Consider the following 16,024-nt stretch of genomic DNA (forward strand, 5'->3'; position numbering starts at 1 on the left):
AAAAATATCCACAGGACATTTTTTTTACGCTCAGCCCTGACGAAGAAAATATGAGGACGGGGTTCGGGTTGGGTTGAATGAGTGGGTAATTAAGGGCGTTTTTTTTGGTTCTGGCAGTGATAGCATCTGCTAACGCGCAAAATTGATGATTTGACTAACTCAATGCTTTCGTTTGGTTCACCATCTGGGCATTAGAGTATTTCTATTTCCTTTTACGTTATACAGTTATAGTGTTTTTATGTTAAGTTTGAGAAGTTGGAAGATCACAAAAAAGCGATGTCTTTGTGTTTATGACGATTTACTTAGTAGAAGTTATTTGCTTGGCTTTTTTAACTAATTTTATAATATCTCGCTGATGTAAATTTACAGCTAACCCAATGTTGGGCGAGATTTCCCTAAACTCTCGGACTGATTTCGTAAGCTAACATTACAAAATTGAAAAAATTAAAGGTATTAATAAGAAAAAAAAACTTTTATAAATCTTAGATTTACAAAACGATAACAAAAAGTTAGTTAGTATTTTTTGAAAAAAAAGGAAGAATTTGAAAATATAGAAAAATGAAATTTAAATACTTATTTACTGCGCTATTTTTTGTTTTCAATAGCATTCAGGAAATTAATGCTCAAAATTGGAACACCAATTTTGGAGTTAATGGCTATTCTAAAATTGAAATAAATAATAGAAATACAAGGGGAAATATTTTACTACAATTAGACGATGGAAGCTTAATAGTTGGAGTAAATAGCGATTATAGTCAGTGGGGAGCACTTTTTGACAGAAATATTTATATCTATAAACTTAATCCAAATGGATTAATAGATGCCTCTTTTGGAACAAATGGTTTTTTTTTCATTCCTTCTGGTAGTTTTGAAAATTTTTCTTGGGTATCTGCATTAACCTATTCTAATTATGATCATTTTATTTATGGGTTAGCAAAGGTTGCAGGGGTAAAGACAATATTTCGATTTGATACTAATGGTATTTTAGATACAAATTTCGGAAATAATGGTTGGTTAAATGAAGCTACCAATGGAATATATAATATTCTATTAATTCAAAATGACGGTAAAATATTGTTAGTGGGTATGAGTTATAATAATAATATCACAAAGCAATCTTTAGAAAGATACAATACTAATGGAAACTTAGATACAACATTTGGAAACAACGGACTCGTTATTAATGATCTAACCAATTATGCCTACGAAATTGTTTCTTCAGCAAAAATATATGATAACAAAATAATTCTTGTTGGTTCTTCCTATAATAATAATGAGACGCAAAGTTTAGCTACTATTTCACGATACAATTTAGATGGAAGTTTGGATACTTCGTTTGGACTAAATGGTTATAATATTACATTTATTGGTCCAGATCATTTGGCATGTTTTAAAGATATAGACATTAACAGCAATGGAGATATTATTGCAGCGGGTTTTAATTTACATAGTGGCGGAACTGGAGGTGGACATGGAAACAAAGCAATATTAGTGAAGTATAATGCCAATGGAATTTTAGATAATAGTTTTAACGGAAATGGAATAAAAATCTTTGATAGCATTAATGGAGCAAATGATTATTTCAACACAGTAAGTTATCTAAAAGATGGTAAAATTATTGCAGGAGGAAGTTCTGGAAGTTTTTTCCCCATTATGCAATCTTATTATTACCTCACTAAAGTGAATTCTGATGGAACTTTGCATAGCAATTTTTATAATTCAGGATATATGGTTACAGATTTTGAAAACGGAGTTACTAATGTCGCTCAAGACGTAATTACTACTTCAAAAGATGAAATATTTTCGATAGGTATTACGAGAGATATTACGGACACCTATTTTATTGCTGTAGTATGTAAAATGGATAATTCTTTTCTTTCCACTAATAAATTTTATGAAAATGAAACTGTTTTAGAATGCTTACCTAATCCTGTAAATGATTATTTAAATGTATATTCTAAATTAAATATTAAAGACATACAATTGTTTTCTATTGATGGCAGACTATTAGAACAAAAGACAATTAATAACTTTGAGGAAAAAACAATGCTAAATTTCGAGCATTTATCAAAAGGAAATTATTTATTAAAATTTACGGATAGTAATGGTAGGGTCATAAGAAAGAAAATTATTAAACAATAAAAACCAGATTGTTTTTTAGAGGTATATATAAATCTGTGATTTAGGGCTTCATATTTTTACCTGTAAATCATCACAACGCATTTTCCCCCGCGCGACCACAGCGGTTCGTCGCGGGCTCCAAGGCCAACACGCGGCTGGCTCTTTCGCTAAAAATGTCCACCGGACATTTTCTTAACGCTCGACCCTTTGCTGTAAATCATTGCAATGTATTTTTTTGTCATTGAATGTTTTTTCTTTTGTCTTGATACAAAAGAAACAAAAAATATTCACGCGTTTTTTATTTGTTTTTTATAGGTGTTCATGAATCTGCGATTTCAAGTCTTCATATTTAATCCTGTAAATCATCCCAATCCATTTTTCCTATCGCAACCACAGCCGTTCGTACCTCACTCCGTGATTGCTCCCTAACTCCAACGCGCAAAGTGCATTGGGTGATTTACGACGAAGAAAATAATAAGACGAGGCTAGGGGTTTATAGAACTATTGGTGATTAATTGTTTACTTCAACCCTTCAATAATTGCTCTGAAACTAGCTAATCCTGCTTCGATGTTTTCTACAATATCTAATGCTAAAACATCTGGGTCTGGCAAATTGTCTAAATCGGCTAATGATTTATCTTTGAGCCATGTGATGTCCAGACTTGTTTTATCTCTGGCTATGATTTCGTCGTAACCGAACTTTCTCCAGCGTCCTTCGGGATTGGTTTCTGGGTTGTACGTTTCTTTTCTTTTATTGCGGTTTTCAGGATTGTATAAGTTGATGAAATCACGCAAATCTTCTAACTTTAACGGATTCTTTTTCAGCGTGTGGTGGATGTTGGTTCTATAATCATAAACCCAAACTTCTTTCGTCCACGGGTCTTTGCTTGAGGGTTTACCATCAAAGAAAAGTACATTGGCTTTGACACCATTGGCATAGAAGATTCCTGTAGGCAAACGCAATATAGTATGTAAATCGGTGGTGTCTAATAGTTTTTTGCGTACGGTTTCTCCGACACCTCCTTCAAATAATACATTATCGGGAAGTACTACTGCGGCTTGCCCTGTGGTTTTGAGCATGGTGCGGATGTGTTGCACAAAGTTGAGTTGCTTGTTGCTCGTGGTTACCCAAAAATCCTGACGGTTGTAAGTCAGGTCTTCTTTTTCCTGTTCGCCTTCGGCGTTGGTAAAGGTCATGCTGCTTTTTTTGCCAAAAGGCGGATTGGCTAAGATATAATCATAGCGGGTTCCTGAATCGGTTATTAGAGAGTCATTAGGAGAAATAAAATTGTCCGAATCGATATCGCCGATGTTGTGCAGGAATAAATTCATCAAAGCCAAACGGCGCGTGCTGGCTACAATTTCATTTCCGAAGAAGGTTTCGTATTTGAGAAACTTTGCGGCTTCTTTGTCTAAATTTCTGTTAGCGACAATCCAGTCATAGGCAGCGAGGAAGAAACCTCCTGTACCACAAGCTGGGTCGGCAATTGTTTTATTGGCTTCTGGGCGCAAACACTCAACCATAGCTTTAATAAGTGGGCGAGGCGTGAAGTACTGCCCGGCACCGCTTTTGGTATCTTCGGCGTTTTTTTCTAAAATACCTTCATAGATGTCGCCTTTGTCTTTCACGCCCATCAATATCCAATTCTCGGCGTTGATGAGTGCAATGAGTTTATACAACTTGGCAGGGTCTTGGATTTTGTTTTGGCTTTTTACAAAGATTTGCCCTAAGATGCCTTTTTCTTTGGCGAGTTCGCGAAGCATGATGTTATAATGCAACTCTAGTTCAGTACCGCTTTTGCTAGTAAGTGTTTCCCAAGCAAACTCAGCAGGAATGGGCATCGTTCGGTTGTGAGGTGGCTTCGTATATTCGTCTGCCATTTTTAGGAAGAGCAAATAGGTGAGTTGTTCTAAGTAGTCGCCGTAGCCCACACCGTCATCGCGGAGGGTTTGACAGAATGCCCAGACTTTGGAAACTATACTGGAGGCGTTTGGGGAATTTTCTTTACTCATAATTTTTGTTGTAGGCTAATTACCAGATTGTTAAAATATCTGTAAACAGTGTACTTGTTCTATTGTTAATTTTTTGCTCATCCCAAATTTTATCTCCATTATCGTACTGATCTAAAATGTCAAATTTTGTAATTCCTAAATCAGCATAATGTCTTATTCCTTTTTTCCTTCCTTCTCCTTCAATTTTTCTACTAAACTCATAATTTCTTAACGATGTATTTAAGGAACTGTTCAGTAACGTCATATTACCAATAGAGTATATTTTAGACAAACGCTCTTTTTTTGCTACTTCTCTATCAGTGATTTCAACATTTTCTATATTTCTAATCGGTATGTTATTCCAAAACTCTTCCCACTTCTGTGGCATTAAATGTTCTAGCGAATAATTGTATTTTAATTCCTTTACTGATTGTTTATTGTCTTTATCTCTTCTGTAGAGTTCAATCCAAAATAAAAGAATTGTAGCATTTTTATTTGATATGAAAGATATTCCATTACTAATACTGCTGTTATCTAATTCTGCTATTTTTTTATCAATTGCTGAATTATTATTGATAAACTCCTTACACATTTTATTATAACTTTTAGTTTCAGATTTTGTGATCATTCTTCTGATGATTAATGACTCCACTTTTTTGAGTTCTAATTCTAGTCTCTGAGGATCATTATCATATTTATAAAATAATGAAAGTATGTAAGGGTGAAAAGTCGAGATTTCACATAAACTTAATATATGGAATAATCTTGAATGGTTATCTTGATAATTGAACAAAGAACTATTATTAAAGACCAAAATCTTTTCTCTAAAAAGTTTTGCATATTTTGAGATTTCTTTCAAAAATAATTCTAAATCAGATTTGTTAATTTGTTTTATATAATCTTTATAAAGCGTTGATAAATCTGACAACGTGTTTTTATCTGGATCAAAAAAGCCTTTTATAACTGAAATGGAATGAAGTAGTATTTCAATATTGTCTCGCATTAATCTTCCGGTTGTTCTAGGTGTATCCCAAAAATTGATGGCATCTTCATCTTTAGAAAAAACATCTTCCCAATTTTCCTGATATAAAGTTTCAACATCTTCCTGTTTGTCAAATAGATCTAAGGCCTTTTGGAATAACGCATTTTTAACTATATCCGCGCTACTTAACCTAACGCCAGCACTGTTAATAGTATCAAAAATTGACTGCTCATCTTCTTTTTCTGAAAGGTCGATTATCACGAGAATCTTGTTTTCCTGATCGAGTAACCTATTAAACAATTCCAGTCTTAAGTCCTCATCGAGCTGTTTAAGTGTTTCAAAAAAGTATTTATAGCATTGTAAAATTTGATTTGAACTTTTTTGAGTTCTTACACCAGGAATATCAACTACTATTGCATCATATTCTTCCTCTGATACTTCATCCTTTATGATTTTTTGAAAATATCTTTTGTCAATTTTAGAATGTGATATTTTAACATAGAATTCTTTATCAGTTTGATTTTTTTTGTAGAACAGATAATTTCTTAACGATACAATGCAGTTCTGTTGTGTTTCAAAGTCAAAGCCATTATATAATGCTCTTATTAAAACGCTTAATGTTGTTAATCTTTGCTGACCGTCGATAACGAGTACTTCTTTTGGTTTACCGGTTTGCTTTTCCAATTGCTTTAAAATCAATGAACCTAAGAAATGACTTTTTTCAAAATCGAGTAAGTCACTTAAAATATCTTCCCAATTGTCTCTATTCCATACGTATCCTCTTTGAAAAAAAGGGATTTTAACATGTCCTTCGTTACCTAAAAATGTCAATGACATTGCTTCTGCTTTCATATTTCTTATTTATAAATTTATTACTATATCTGTTCCAACAGTTTGAGTATTCGAAACTTGAAACCAGTCAAATGTTAATGCTCTTGTATAGGCAAGTTTTGGATGACCATATCGATTATTACCAACTGAAATCACTGCCTGTTGAGGAGTTGTTCCGGGTTGCATTTTATAATCATAAGCACCTGCGTTACCTCCATGATGAGGAACTACTAAATTATGAAGGTGTGTATGATTTAACATCGGTAATATATAATTTGATAGAAGGTCATAATGACAATCACCAGGTATTATTATACTTGACTTATTTGTTTTTATAGCGAGTACTATACCCGCTTGATTTCTATCTTTGTTATAAGTTGAATTAAATACCATCAATTTGTTTCCAGTGGTTGATATTAAACCCAGAGTGGGAGGAATACCTTTTGTTTTTGGTATGTTTGATACAGTATAAATATTATGAGTTCCTAGAGCAGCTAAAATTCTACCATATAATATTCTACTGGTTATATTGGGTCTAATATCAGGACATATAAATGAAGAAAAACATTGTAATTCAGCATCAGTCATACCAACTAATGAATGATAATGGTCTTTATCCCAATGAGACAATATTAAGCAAGGTTTGCTTTTTAAGTATTCAGTTGGTTTGTTTCCTATATAAGTTCTTACAACAGTTCTTGGAGCATTCATAGGTGCTCCCGCATCATAAACTATTTTTACTTCTTTGTCAAGGTTTATTTCATTCCAATTCCCTTGTCCAATATTTCTAATAGTTATATCAATATTTCCTTTAAGAGGTATATCTAAAATATTTTTTTGAGCCCCACCACGAACAATTGCTCCAATGTTATACCTGTCTAATTCTCCTATTGTTACCGATTCTTTGAATAAAAACTCTGTTTGATTTGGTAAATTTATTGAATAACCAAATAAAAAAGAATCTTCAATTTGTTCAATGTTTTGTCTTAAACTTAGAATTACTTTTCTATCAATGGCATATACAGTATTTTCTCTAATGCTTCTTTGTTTGTAGTTTGTAACTTTAACCATAGAAGCTTGTAATATTTTGTGTTGAATTTCAAGAGTATTGTCAAATTTTTCAAATTCGTTGGAATCAATGAAATCAAATACTACTGTATTTTCATCCCAATTAACCTCTTCAATAAAAACCAAAATATCGCTAGGATAATATTTGTTATAATAATAGTAATACATAATCTCTTTTTTAAACCAACTCCCCACTAAAAGCCTTTTTCAAAATACTCTGCCGCAATGCCTCGGCTTGTTGCATACTTTGCGCAATACTTTCCTCCATTTTATCAGCCACACTTAAACGGCTTTCGATTTCTTGGATGATTTTGAGTTGTTCGGTAAATGGAGCAAGCGGTATGTTTACCTTTTCTAAAATATCAACATTGATGTTTTTTTGAGCAGTTGCAGGTGCTAATTCCTCTAATTTTTGTTTAAATGAAATAAAGAAATAATTCAAGTATTTATTCAGGAGAACATCACTTTTTGATAGCAATCCGACAACACTATCTGGAAAGCAAGCATCAAAATCTAATATAGCAGTTTCGCCAATGTTTGCAGCAATAGTAATACATAATGTGCCCTTCGGCCAAAGCTTACTTTGTGCTAATCCAATTTCACTGTAGGTTTGAGAATATCTTTTTATGTACCCACCATTAGCATTTCTAATATCTCCCGTTTGTATGAATGGATAATTACCTCCATACAATTCTGGTGCATTTCTTGGGCGATGCTTTGATTTTCCTCTTTTTATTTCACATACTTCTTTTAAATCAACTATTTTCCATTCTTTCGGCAACGCACCATCTTTTACATTCTCATTCGTTAACTTACCTTCAAAAGCCCATTTCAATACACTTTGTCGGTAGGTTTTGAGTTGTAGTTGTGCCGTTTTTAAATCTTCTATGCCTTTGTCTAATTCGCTGAAGAGTTCTTCTAATTTTAATACAATATTGAGTTGTTCACTAATTGGAAGTTGAGGAATGAGTGTTTGTCTAATATCTTCTAGATGAAAGTTTTTTAATAAACCACCTTTGATATCTTGAGCAATATTAATATGGTTTAGAAAATTCTCCAGACAGAATTTAAGAAATTTAGAATCAATTCGTTCTTTTATATTTTTAATTAAAGCAACACTTACAAATAGACTAAATTCAGGCTTTTCAGGAACTAAAGCCATTCTGCCAATTGTCCCACTTTTAGTTATAAGAATATCATCTTTTTCAGGAAAACATCTTTTAATAAGTTCTTTGTGTGCTTCAAGAGAAATATATTTACAATTATCAAAATGTACTTTATCATTATATACATCTTTAACTGATATAAATGGGATTCCTTCATTTATATATTCGGGTTTGAAATGTACTCCGTCGCTAATACGAGTACAAAATTCATTTAGTTTTACTAATGTCCAAGATTTTTTATAGGTAACTTTATTTGTCTCTAAGCCCATTATTTTACCAAATATTTACCATCTATTAAGTCCAAAACTTCCTCATTATACAATCGTTGGTTGGCATACGAAATGGTTTTGTCAAACGCTAATTTCCCAATAATCAATGCAGGGTGTATGGCTAGTTGTTTAGCGCAGTTTTCAATATCTTCGGTAGATAAATAATTCAGCTTAGCTTTTAGAAATGTTATAATTTCTTGGTGTTTTAATTTTTCAGCCGCTAGTTGGTTTGCCTCTGTTTCTAAATCATTTACTTCTTCATCTCTAAAATTATCAAGGAAAAAAGTATTCTTTTCGTCAAGATGTTTTAAAATATGTGCTATTTCATGGGCAATAGTAAACCAAAAGTTATCAATGCGTTTGTATCTTCCGGTATAGACAATAACAGGGTTGTTTTTATAATAGAAAGCTGCACCGTCCAAATAGGTTTTTTGCAAATGAGGCAAAACAAAAAAGACAACACCCAATTGGTTTAGTTTTTCTAAAAATTGGTTGATTCCGTTTTCTTTTACCGTATAATTGTGCAAGTCATTACAAAGGACTTCCAGTCCTTTTTTATTAAATTCAGGAACAGAATAACTGCTTGCTACCATCATTGCTTTATGATACCAAGTGTAGGTGTATGAAGCTTTGTATTGATTAAAACTCTCTGATTTTCTTGCCAATAGTGGCGTGATTTGTTTGTCCCATTCTCCAAAATCTAATGTTTTTAAATTCCAAAATTCGAGCATGCTTTCATAAAGCTCATGCACATTAGAAAAATTAGGTATCCAATTTTTAGCAATCATATCTCTAACAGGCATACGCTCGTATAGGTTAGCTTTGAGTTCTGCTTGTTTTTCTTTTTCAGAAGGAACAGAGTCTAACCACAATCTATAATTAGCATCTAAATTCAACCAATATTGCGGAGAAGTGTCAAAAACTTCAGCTAATACTTTTGCAGTATCAAGTGTAATGGGTTGCTTGTCTTTTAAAATTTTATTAATGTGTTTACTAGTCATTCCCATTATTTCAGCTAGTTCATCTTGAGTCCAGCTTCGGTATTCCATTTGTTCTCTAATGAAATAGCCAGGGCCAAATTTAATTGCGGGTCTTAATTTTTGGGTAGTTGCCATACTGATTGTTTGTTTTTAAGAATAGTGATTCGAAATATCGGTTATAATGAAATCCCCAATGGTTAGTTCGTTATTTTTCCAATCAATATCCATTTCAAGACGGTATTTTATTTTTAAACGCATGGAGTAAGAGTTTTCAGTATTTGTCATTTTTTCAAAATTCAAACCTTTATCATTCCATAAATCATAAATATCGTTAGCTGCTTCAATTTGCTGTAATCTAGCAAAGAATTTTTCAATTATATCATTGGAAAGCTTAAGTTTTTTTGATTTTCCTGTAGTATACAATTTTTCTAATTCTTTATTTTTGAACGTAAAATCCATCTTAATTCTTTTGCAAAGGTATAATTATTTTTTGTAAATATAATATTAAAAATGTAGTAATAGGTTAAAATCAACAATCGATTTAGTCTTTTGAGTAATAAAGCTTTGTTTTTAAGCCGCTAAAACCTCATTTAATTCCTTAATGATTCCATCAGTATCTTCTCCAAACAACTGCCACATTTTACTCAACCCACCTTCGGCGTTAAACGGTGGCAAATCAAAATCATCCTTCTCTACGCAAAAGCTATTAGCCACATAGTCTTTCATCATCCGCAGCCAATGCATTTGTTGTTCTGTAAACGCATTGTGTTGTCCGGCATTTTTCTTAAAAATCCATTCCTGAAAATTGCGGTCAACGGTTTTGTCATAACCCGTAAGACATTCATCGGTTCCGATCACTTTGCGCAACAACGACACGAGCAACACCAATTCTTGTTTGGGTTTTTCGGTACGCGGCATGCGTTTGATTAGTTTGCTTTCTGCTTCGGTATCTTCCTGTGTGGCAAACGCATCCCACAACGTATTGAGTTTTATGGTTGGCTTTTCTGAAAGCAGTAAATCATATAATTCCTTAATCATTTTATAAGTCAGGCTTCGGTTGCGGAAGTCCTGAGTGTAAAAAATTTGCAAGGCCGTAATTTCATCCTTATGCTGGTAAATCCATTGTTTGAAATCGATTATCAGTTTGTCGGCGGCTTCTGCATGGTCTTTCACCCATCCAATTTTGGTGATGGCATCGATATTCACAACATCAATAATCTGGTCGTATTTTTTACGGATATCTACTATAAAATCGCGCAGCTCAGGATTGTGAAATACGGCAACGGCATCTTCAATCAATTGTTGGTTGGCTTTGTTGAGTGCTTTTTTAATTTCGATAGGAGCGTGGCCTCGCATGCCGCTTCGGATATCGATTTCTGACTGCGCAAGTACATCAGGATCATAAGCATGCAACAATTGCTTGACAATTTGGTTAATCGTGAGCCCGTTAGCTTTCTCGCTAAACTGTTGTTTGTCTTTGTCCTTAAGTTGCTTATCCAATCGAATCAAGCGGTTGGCTAAGGTCGTTAACATGTCTTCTGAGGTATTGCCCATAGCTACACTGGTCAAAACATCTTTCAGGGATATTCCGGGTAACTTTTCTAATGGGCGGCTGTCGGTTTTCTGTGATTGTTCGACACCAATAGCATCGATAATCACAAAATGGTCTTTGCTGTATTTGGCAGTCGGAGTGCCTTTCGCTTTGAGTTCTTCCACTGTGCAAGTGCGTGTGCCACGTCCTTTCATTTGTTCGTAATAGGAACGGCTTTTCACATCGCGCATAAACAGTAAAACTTCGAGCGGTCTGATGTCGGTTCCGGTGGCAATCATATCAACTGTAACGGCAATGCGTGGGTAATAATCATTGCGGAATTGTTGTAAGACCGACTTTGGATCTTCGACACTGCGGTACGTAATCTTTTTGCAGAACTTGTTTTCTTCGCCAAACTCTTCGCGCACAATGTCAATGATATCTTCGGCATGGCTATCGGTCTTAGCGAATATCAATAGTTTGGGTACTTCAAACGCTCCTTTACTATCAACACGGTCATGAAACATGGCAGGCAAATTGTCTTTAGTGGCTCTGATGATGGTTCTGATCGTGCTTGGGTTTACAATATCTTTGTCTAATTGTTTGCCGCTGTATACTTCATCTTCATCCAAGGCTTCCCAAAACTTTTTTCTAGTAAGACGTTCACGTTTATCTACTTGTTCGCCCATTTTAATGACATTGCCGTTTTTGGTAATTTCGGTTTCAATGGTAAACACATTATAGGGCACCAAAACACCATCAATGACGGCTTTTTCATAACCGTAATCTGAAACAAGGTTCTGATTAAAATACCCGAAAGTTCTGTTGTCGGGTGTGGCGGTTAATCCGATTTGGAACACATCGAAATAGTCCAGTACTTGTTTCCATAAATTGTAAATACTGCGGTGGCATTCATCAATAACGACAAAATCGAAGAACTCCATCGGTACCTTTTCATTGTAGCCTACGGGAATCGGTTCTTTGGGTTCAAAGCGAGTTTCGTTGGGGTTTTCTTCTTCGGCACTTTCATCGAGTTCCGTTTCCTTCAAAATAGAATACATGCGTTGAATGGTACTTATATATACTTGGCTGTCGTTCGGAATAAATGAACTGTTCAAACGGGTTACACCATACAATTCGGTAAACAAACGGTTGTCTTCTTGGGCGGTGAAGGCTCGAAATTCACCTTCGGCTTGTTCGCCTAAGTTCTTCGTATCTACTAGAAAAAGGATGCGTTTGGCTTTGGCGTATTTTAATAAGCGGTAAACAAACGTAATCGCGGTAAAGGTTTTACCCGAACCCGTTGCCATTTGAATTAAGGCTTTTGGGCGCTGGTCTTTAAAAGAGTTTTCAAGGTTGTTGATTGCGGTTATCTGACAATCGCGCAAGCCATCAACGGGCAGGGCAGGAAGGTTGTGCAATCGGGTGCGTAGTGTTTTGGTTTGGCTCAGCCACTGAACAAAAGTTTCAGGACGATGAAATGTAAACACATTGCGCGAGCGGGGTTTTAAATCCCTGTAATCGGTAAAACGGGTTATCTCGCCAGTACTTTCGTATACAAAAGGCAAAGGGTCATTGTTGAGTAATCGAAGTTTTGCGTTGGCATATTGAGTAGACTGGTCTTCCACAGAAGTCAGGCGAACCCCTTCTTCTTCGCGCTTTGCTTCAATGATTCCGACTGGTTTTTTATCAACAAACAAAACATAATCAGCAGGGCCAATATCGGTTTGGTATTCGCGAATGGCTACGCCTAATCCTGCGGCAAGATTAAATTTCTTCTTAACCTGAATAATCCAACCACACGCAAGCAATTGCTTGTCGATATGATCGCGGGCGATTTGCTCAGGATTCTGGTTAATCATGGTTTGTGATAGTTTCACCAAACATACCAATAAATACCCATACCAACAATAGTATTTATACTGAATTTGAAAGGTGTTTTTACCGCGTTAATACGTAATAATCAATAAAAGTTATTGATGGCATGACCTTATCAAAAAAATGCAATCTTCACCCAATACGCTATTGATAACGTATAGAAAAACGTCATCAATTATCAATAAGTTCAACTCTACGCGAGCCCCGTCCTCATATTTTCTCCGTAGTAAATCACGCAACGCATTTTAAGCAAGGCAGAAGAAAGTGACCACGGAGTTGAGGAGGCACGACGAACGGCTGTGGTCGCGCGGCGGAAAATGGGTTGCGATGATTTACAGGCGAAAATATGAAGACTTGATCTTTTGTTTCTTTTGCATCAAGGCAAAAGAAAGAAACGTCAATAATAGAAAAAGGTGTTTGCTGAAGCTCCTCCGTCAATTTGCATCAAAGCAAAAAAAAAGAATAATATAACAGCACATTGTTTCTATTTCAAAATATACTTACGCACCACTTCATCATCACCCACAATCCTAGGTATATTCTCAACAAACTCAACCCTAAACCCATCAATCAAATCAACATCACGCAACTCAAAATCCAACCCACTAATAATATGTTTTTGAAAAAAATAAGAGAGGTCTTTACCAAGATATTTCTGAGCCATTTCTAAAAATAACTCATCCGTAAACTTCCTGTTTTCAGTAGTACAAATTTTTAAAAGATCCCTCATCAAATCATCTAAAGATTTAGTGTAATTACTTTTCTTCAAAATTTGATTGTCCAACCAAAAAGCAAAAATAGCGCCTCTTCTGTAGGGTATTTTTTCAATATTCCGGTTCTTCCAAAAGTCCTCTTTAATCACATAATTGGGTTTGTTTCTCTCTGGATTTTCCCAATGCGCTTTGATGACATCTTTGTTAAAACCATCAAGCCATTCTTTCAAAGTAATGTCCTGATTTCGCAGCCTGTTTTTGTAGGCGTAATAATCGGTAAATCCTTCGCTAAACCAATAATTCAACTCTTCATTTCGCATGGGGATTTTCCCGCCAATCCAATCGTGCATCATTTCGTGATTGAAGATGTAATTCATAGTCGGAAAGTGATTAAACGGATTGTTTGAAGATTGAATCAAAAACCCGTTTTTCACACCGGAGCCTGTGATGCTTTGGCCTTTATAGATGCTATCTGTTTGTGTCATGGTTGGCGTCATAATCACCGTGTAATAATCAAAATTATTGTCGTTCCAAAACGCTCTTTGGCTTGGAATGGTCTTTTTCAAGGCAGTAAAAAGGTTGTCGTCCGTATATGCTCCAAGCCATGTTCCTCTGATGGCAAAATAAACGGTTTTTTTCAGGTAGTTGAAGGATTTGATTCTGTAGTCTCCACCAACAAATAAGGAATTATAAAACGCACTCCAAAGTTTTACTTTTAAGGTTTGTTTTACTTGCTGTGATCCGAAGGTGTTGTGGATGATGAAGTTTTTGGGAAAATTCAACCATTCAATGTCCGCAATAATTTCAGGGTCGTCAATATTAGATTCGAATATTTCTTCAGGAATAACGAACAAACTTTGTCCTAAAATATGGAAATAGTTTTTTTGCAGCAGCGGTCTGTTTTTTGATTTCGGGCTTTCTTCTTTAAGGTCTTGTATGATGTGGTATGAAAAACGGATGTTTTTTTCTTTGGGATGATACACGACGATTCTGTTGCTATCGGCTACAATTTTAAAAGCGTATTTAGGATTTTCTTCTTGTATCAGTTTCAAACAGTTGGTGAGATTCGTTTCTCCCCAAACTTCGTTGGAATATTGAAAATAGGTGGAGTCTGTTGCTTTTTTTGAAGTAAATGAGATTTCGATTTTCAACCCTTCATGTTCGATTTGGTCCGTATAAAATACTTTGTAGTGTATTTTGGTTTGTCCGAAAGTTAAAGCGCTCGTGAATGTAAAGATTAAAAGTAGTAGAACATTTTTCATTTTTCTGTAAGTTTCTTGCCTTTCGTCAGGTGTTTTATATTTACGCTAAAGCTTTGATAAATTGTTTCATTTCCGCCATGGTGCCGATGGTAATTCTTGACCATTTTCCGTTTTCTTCGTATATCTTTGTCCCAAGAATATGGTTCTTTTTTAACTGCTCAAAAAAGTCTTTGTTGTAATTTTCTAATGAAAAATAGACAAAATTTGTATGCGACGCAATACAACGTATTTTTAAATGCTCCAATTGTTCCATCGTGTATTGTCTTACTTCATGGTTAAATGCCATGGTATCGGTTACAAATTTATCATCCTTTAATGATGCTAGAGCGCCTGCAGCCGAGACAACACTGAGACTGCCGTTGGCAGAAAATTGCAGTTGACTTATTGCCGTTATAGTATCAGGATGCGCTATGGCATATCCGATACGCGAACCTGCTAAACCATATATTTTTGAGAAGGTTTTGGCAATGATTAGGTTTCTATTTTCCGTTACAAGGCTTGCCACTGAGGGTTGGTCTGTAAAATCCAGGTAAGCCTCATCGACTAAAACTTTTGTTCTTTTGGTGGCTTCATTGATGAAATTTAGTAATGTTTCACTGGCGCAAATGGTCCCCGTTGGATTATTAGGATTGCAGATGTAAATCAATTTCGTGTCAGCATCAATGGCCTTTAACATGGCTGATAAATCATGTTTTTTATCAGCCGCTAATGGGATGGCAATTTTTTTAAGACCTGCTTGTTCCGCGGTTACGGTCCAATAATCAAACGTAGTTTCCGCTATAATTAAATTCCCTGATGCTTTAGAGCAATACAAGGCCACTAAATTTAAAATTTCAGAGGAACCCGCGCCCAATAAGATGTTTTGGGTAGTTAAATGATGCTTTTGGGCAATTTTTTCAAGAAGTTCGTCCAACAAGTCCCAATCATAGCGATTGCTGACGTTGATACTATTACGCATGGCATTTCTTGCCGATGGAGATGGACCGTAAGGATTTTCGTTTGACCTTAACCGAATCAGGCTTTCCTTTTTTTCTTCAATGAGGTTTTCTGTTGTTGGAATGGCAAAACGCTCCAACGGCATAACGCCTATACCTACAATCCCTAAACCTGTTTGCTTTAACCAGTTTCTCCGATGATTCATAATTTTTAATATAAAATAAACACCCTGTTTTAAGATCAGACAATAGGTTGGTTTATTTTGGATTTGTTACAATTCGTTTAGTGATTCGTT

General features: G+C 35.0%; 10 protein-coding genes. 1 reads left to right on the plus strand and 9 read right to left on the minus strand.

Annotated elements, in window-relative coordinates; translation table 11 throughout:
- Positions 1-558 precede the first annotated feature (558 nt).
- Positions 559-2,142: a T9SS type A sorting domain-containing protein gene (locus tag Q0058_RS10460; protein ID WP_298223656.1), complete on the plus strand. Its 1,584-nt coding sequence runs from the start codon at positions 559-561 to the stop codon at positions 2,140-2,142.
- Positions 2,143-2,640: 498 nt separating this feature from the next.
- Here Q0058_RS10460 and Q0058_RS10465 read toward each other — a convergent pair whose 3' ends face one another.
- The 9 genes from Q0058_RS10465 to hisC all read right to left on the minus strand — a co-directional run bounded on the left by Q0058_RS10465 (position 2,641) and on the right by hisC (position 15,934).
- Positions 2,641-4,134 carry a class I SAM-dependent DNA methyltransferase gene (locus Q0058_RS10465; RefSeq protein ID WP_298223658.1) on the minus strand — a complete coding sequence of 498 codons (1,494 nt, stop codon included), beginning with the start codon at positions 4,132-4,134 and terminating at the stop codon, positions 2,641-2,643.
- Positions 4,135-4,153: 19 nt separating this feature from the next.
- On the minus strand, positions 4,154-5,947 hold the full coding sequence (locus Q0058_RS10470; RefSeq protein ID WP_298223659.1) for a DUF262 domain-containing HNH endonuclease family protein: 1,794 nt from the start codon (positions 5,945-5,947) through the stop codon (positions 4,154-4,156).
- A gap of 9 nt (positions 5,948-5,956) precedes the next feature.
- On the minus strand, positions 5,957-7,162 hold the full coding sequence (locus Q0058_RS10475) for a hypothetical protein (protein WP_298223661.1): 1,206 nt from the start codon (positions 7,160-7,162) through the stop codon (positions 5,957-5,959).
- A gap of 10 nt (positions 7,163-7,172) precedes the next feature.
- Complete coding sequence (locus Q0058_RS10480; protein ID WP_298223663.1) at positions 7,173-8,429, minus strand: restriction endonuclease subunit S; 1,257 nt, start codon at positions 8,427-8,429, stop codon at positions 7,173-7,175.
- A complete protein-coding gene (locus Q0058_RS10485; RefSeq protein ID WP_298223665.1) occupies positions 8,429-9,544 on the minus strand; it encodes a HigA family addiction module antitoxin in 1,116 nt (371 codons plus the stop codon). Before Q0058_RS10485 ends, Q0058_RS10480 begins: the two co-directional genes overlap by 1 nt.
- 15 nt (positions 9,545-9,559) lie before the next feature.
- A complete protein-coding gene (locus Q0058_RS10490) occupies positions 9,560-9,868 on the minus strand; it encodes a type II toxin-antitoxin system RelE/ParE family toxin (RefSeq protein WP_298223667.1) in 309 nt (102 codons plus the stop codon).
- Between the two features lie 111 nt (positions 9,869-9,979).
- A complete protein-coding gene (locus tag Q0058_RS10495) occupies positions 9,980-12,802 on the minus strand; it encodes a DEAD/DEAH box helicase family protein (protein ID WP_298223669.1) in 2,823 nt (940 codons plus the stop codon).
- A gap of 500 nt (positions 12,803-13,302) precedes the next feature.
- On the minus strand, positions 13,303-14,793 hold the full coding sequence (locus tag Q0058_RS10500; RefSeq protein ID WP_298223671.1) for a M1 family aminopeptidase: 1,491 nt from the start codon (positions 14,791-14,793) through the stop codon (positions 13,303-13,305).
- A gap of 40 nt (positions 14,794-14,833) precedes the next feature.
- On the minus strand, positions 14,834-15,934 hold the full coding sequence (gene hisC / locus Q0058_RS10505) for a histidinol-phosphate transaminase (RefSeq protein WP_298223672.1): 1,101 nt from the start codon (positions 15,932-15,934) through the stop codon (positions 14,834-14,836).
- Positions 15,935-16,024: the final 90 nt, after the last annotated feature.

Origin of the sequence: Flavobacterium sp. (genome assembly GCF_027484705.1) — a bacterium.
Taxonomy (GTDB): domain Bacteria; phylum Bacteroidota; class Bacteroidia; order Flavobacteriales; family Flavobacteriaceae; genus Flavobacterium.

Excerpts from the sequence above, each read along its gene's own strand:
- Q0058_RS10470 (WP_298223659.1), bottom strand. The coding sequence starts at position 5,947 with ATGAAAGCAGAAGCAATGTCATTGACATTTTTAGGTAACGAAGGACAT.
- Q0058_RS10495 (WP_298223669.1), bottom strand. The coding sequence starts at position 12,802 with ATGATTAACCAGAATCCTGAGCAAATCGCCCGCGATCATATCGACAAG.
- Q0058_RS10465 (WP_298223658.1), bottom strand. The coding sequence starts at position 4,134 with ATGAGTAAAGAAAATTCCCCAAACGCCTCCAGTATAGTTTCCAAAGTC.
- Q0058_RS10500 (WP_298223671.1), bottom strand. The coding sequence starts at position 14,793 with ATGAAAAATGTTCTACTACTTTTAATCTTTACATTCACGAGCGCTTTA.
- Q0058_RS10485 (WP_298223665.1), bottom strand. The coding sequence starts at position 9,544 with ATGGCAACTACCCAAAAATTAAGACCCGCAATTAAATTTGGCCCTGGC.
- Q0058_RS10475 (WP_298223661.1), bottom strand. The coding sequence starts at position 7,162 with ATGTATTACTATTATTATAACAAATATTATCCTAGCGATATTTTGGTT.
- Q0058_RS10480 (WP_298223663.1), bottom strand. The coding sequence starts at position 8,429 with ATGGGCTTAGAGACAAATAAAGTTACCTATAAAAAATCTTGGACATTA.
- hisC (WP_298223672.1), bottom strand. The coding sequence starts at position 15,934 with ATGAATCATCGGAGAAACTGGTTAAAGCAAACAGGTTTAGGGATTGTA.
- Q0058_RS10490 (WP_298223667.1), bottom strand. The coding sequence starts at position 9,868 with ATGGATTTTACGTTCAAAAATAAAGAATTAGAAAAATTGTATACTACA.
- Q0058_RS10460 (WP_298223656.1), top strand. The coding sequence starts at position 559 with ATGAAATTTAAATACTTATTTACTGCGCTATTTTTTGTTTTCAATAGC.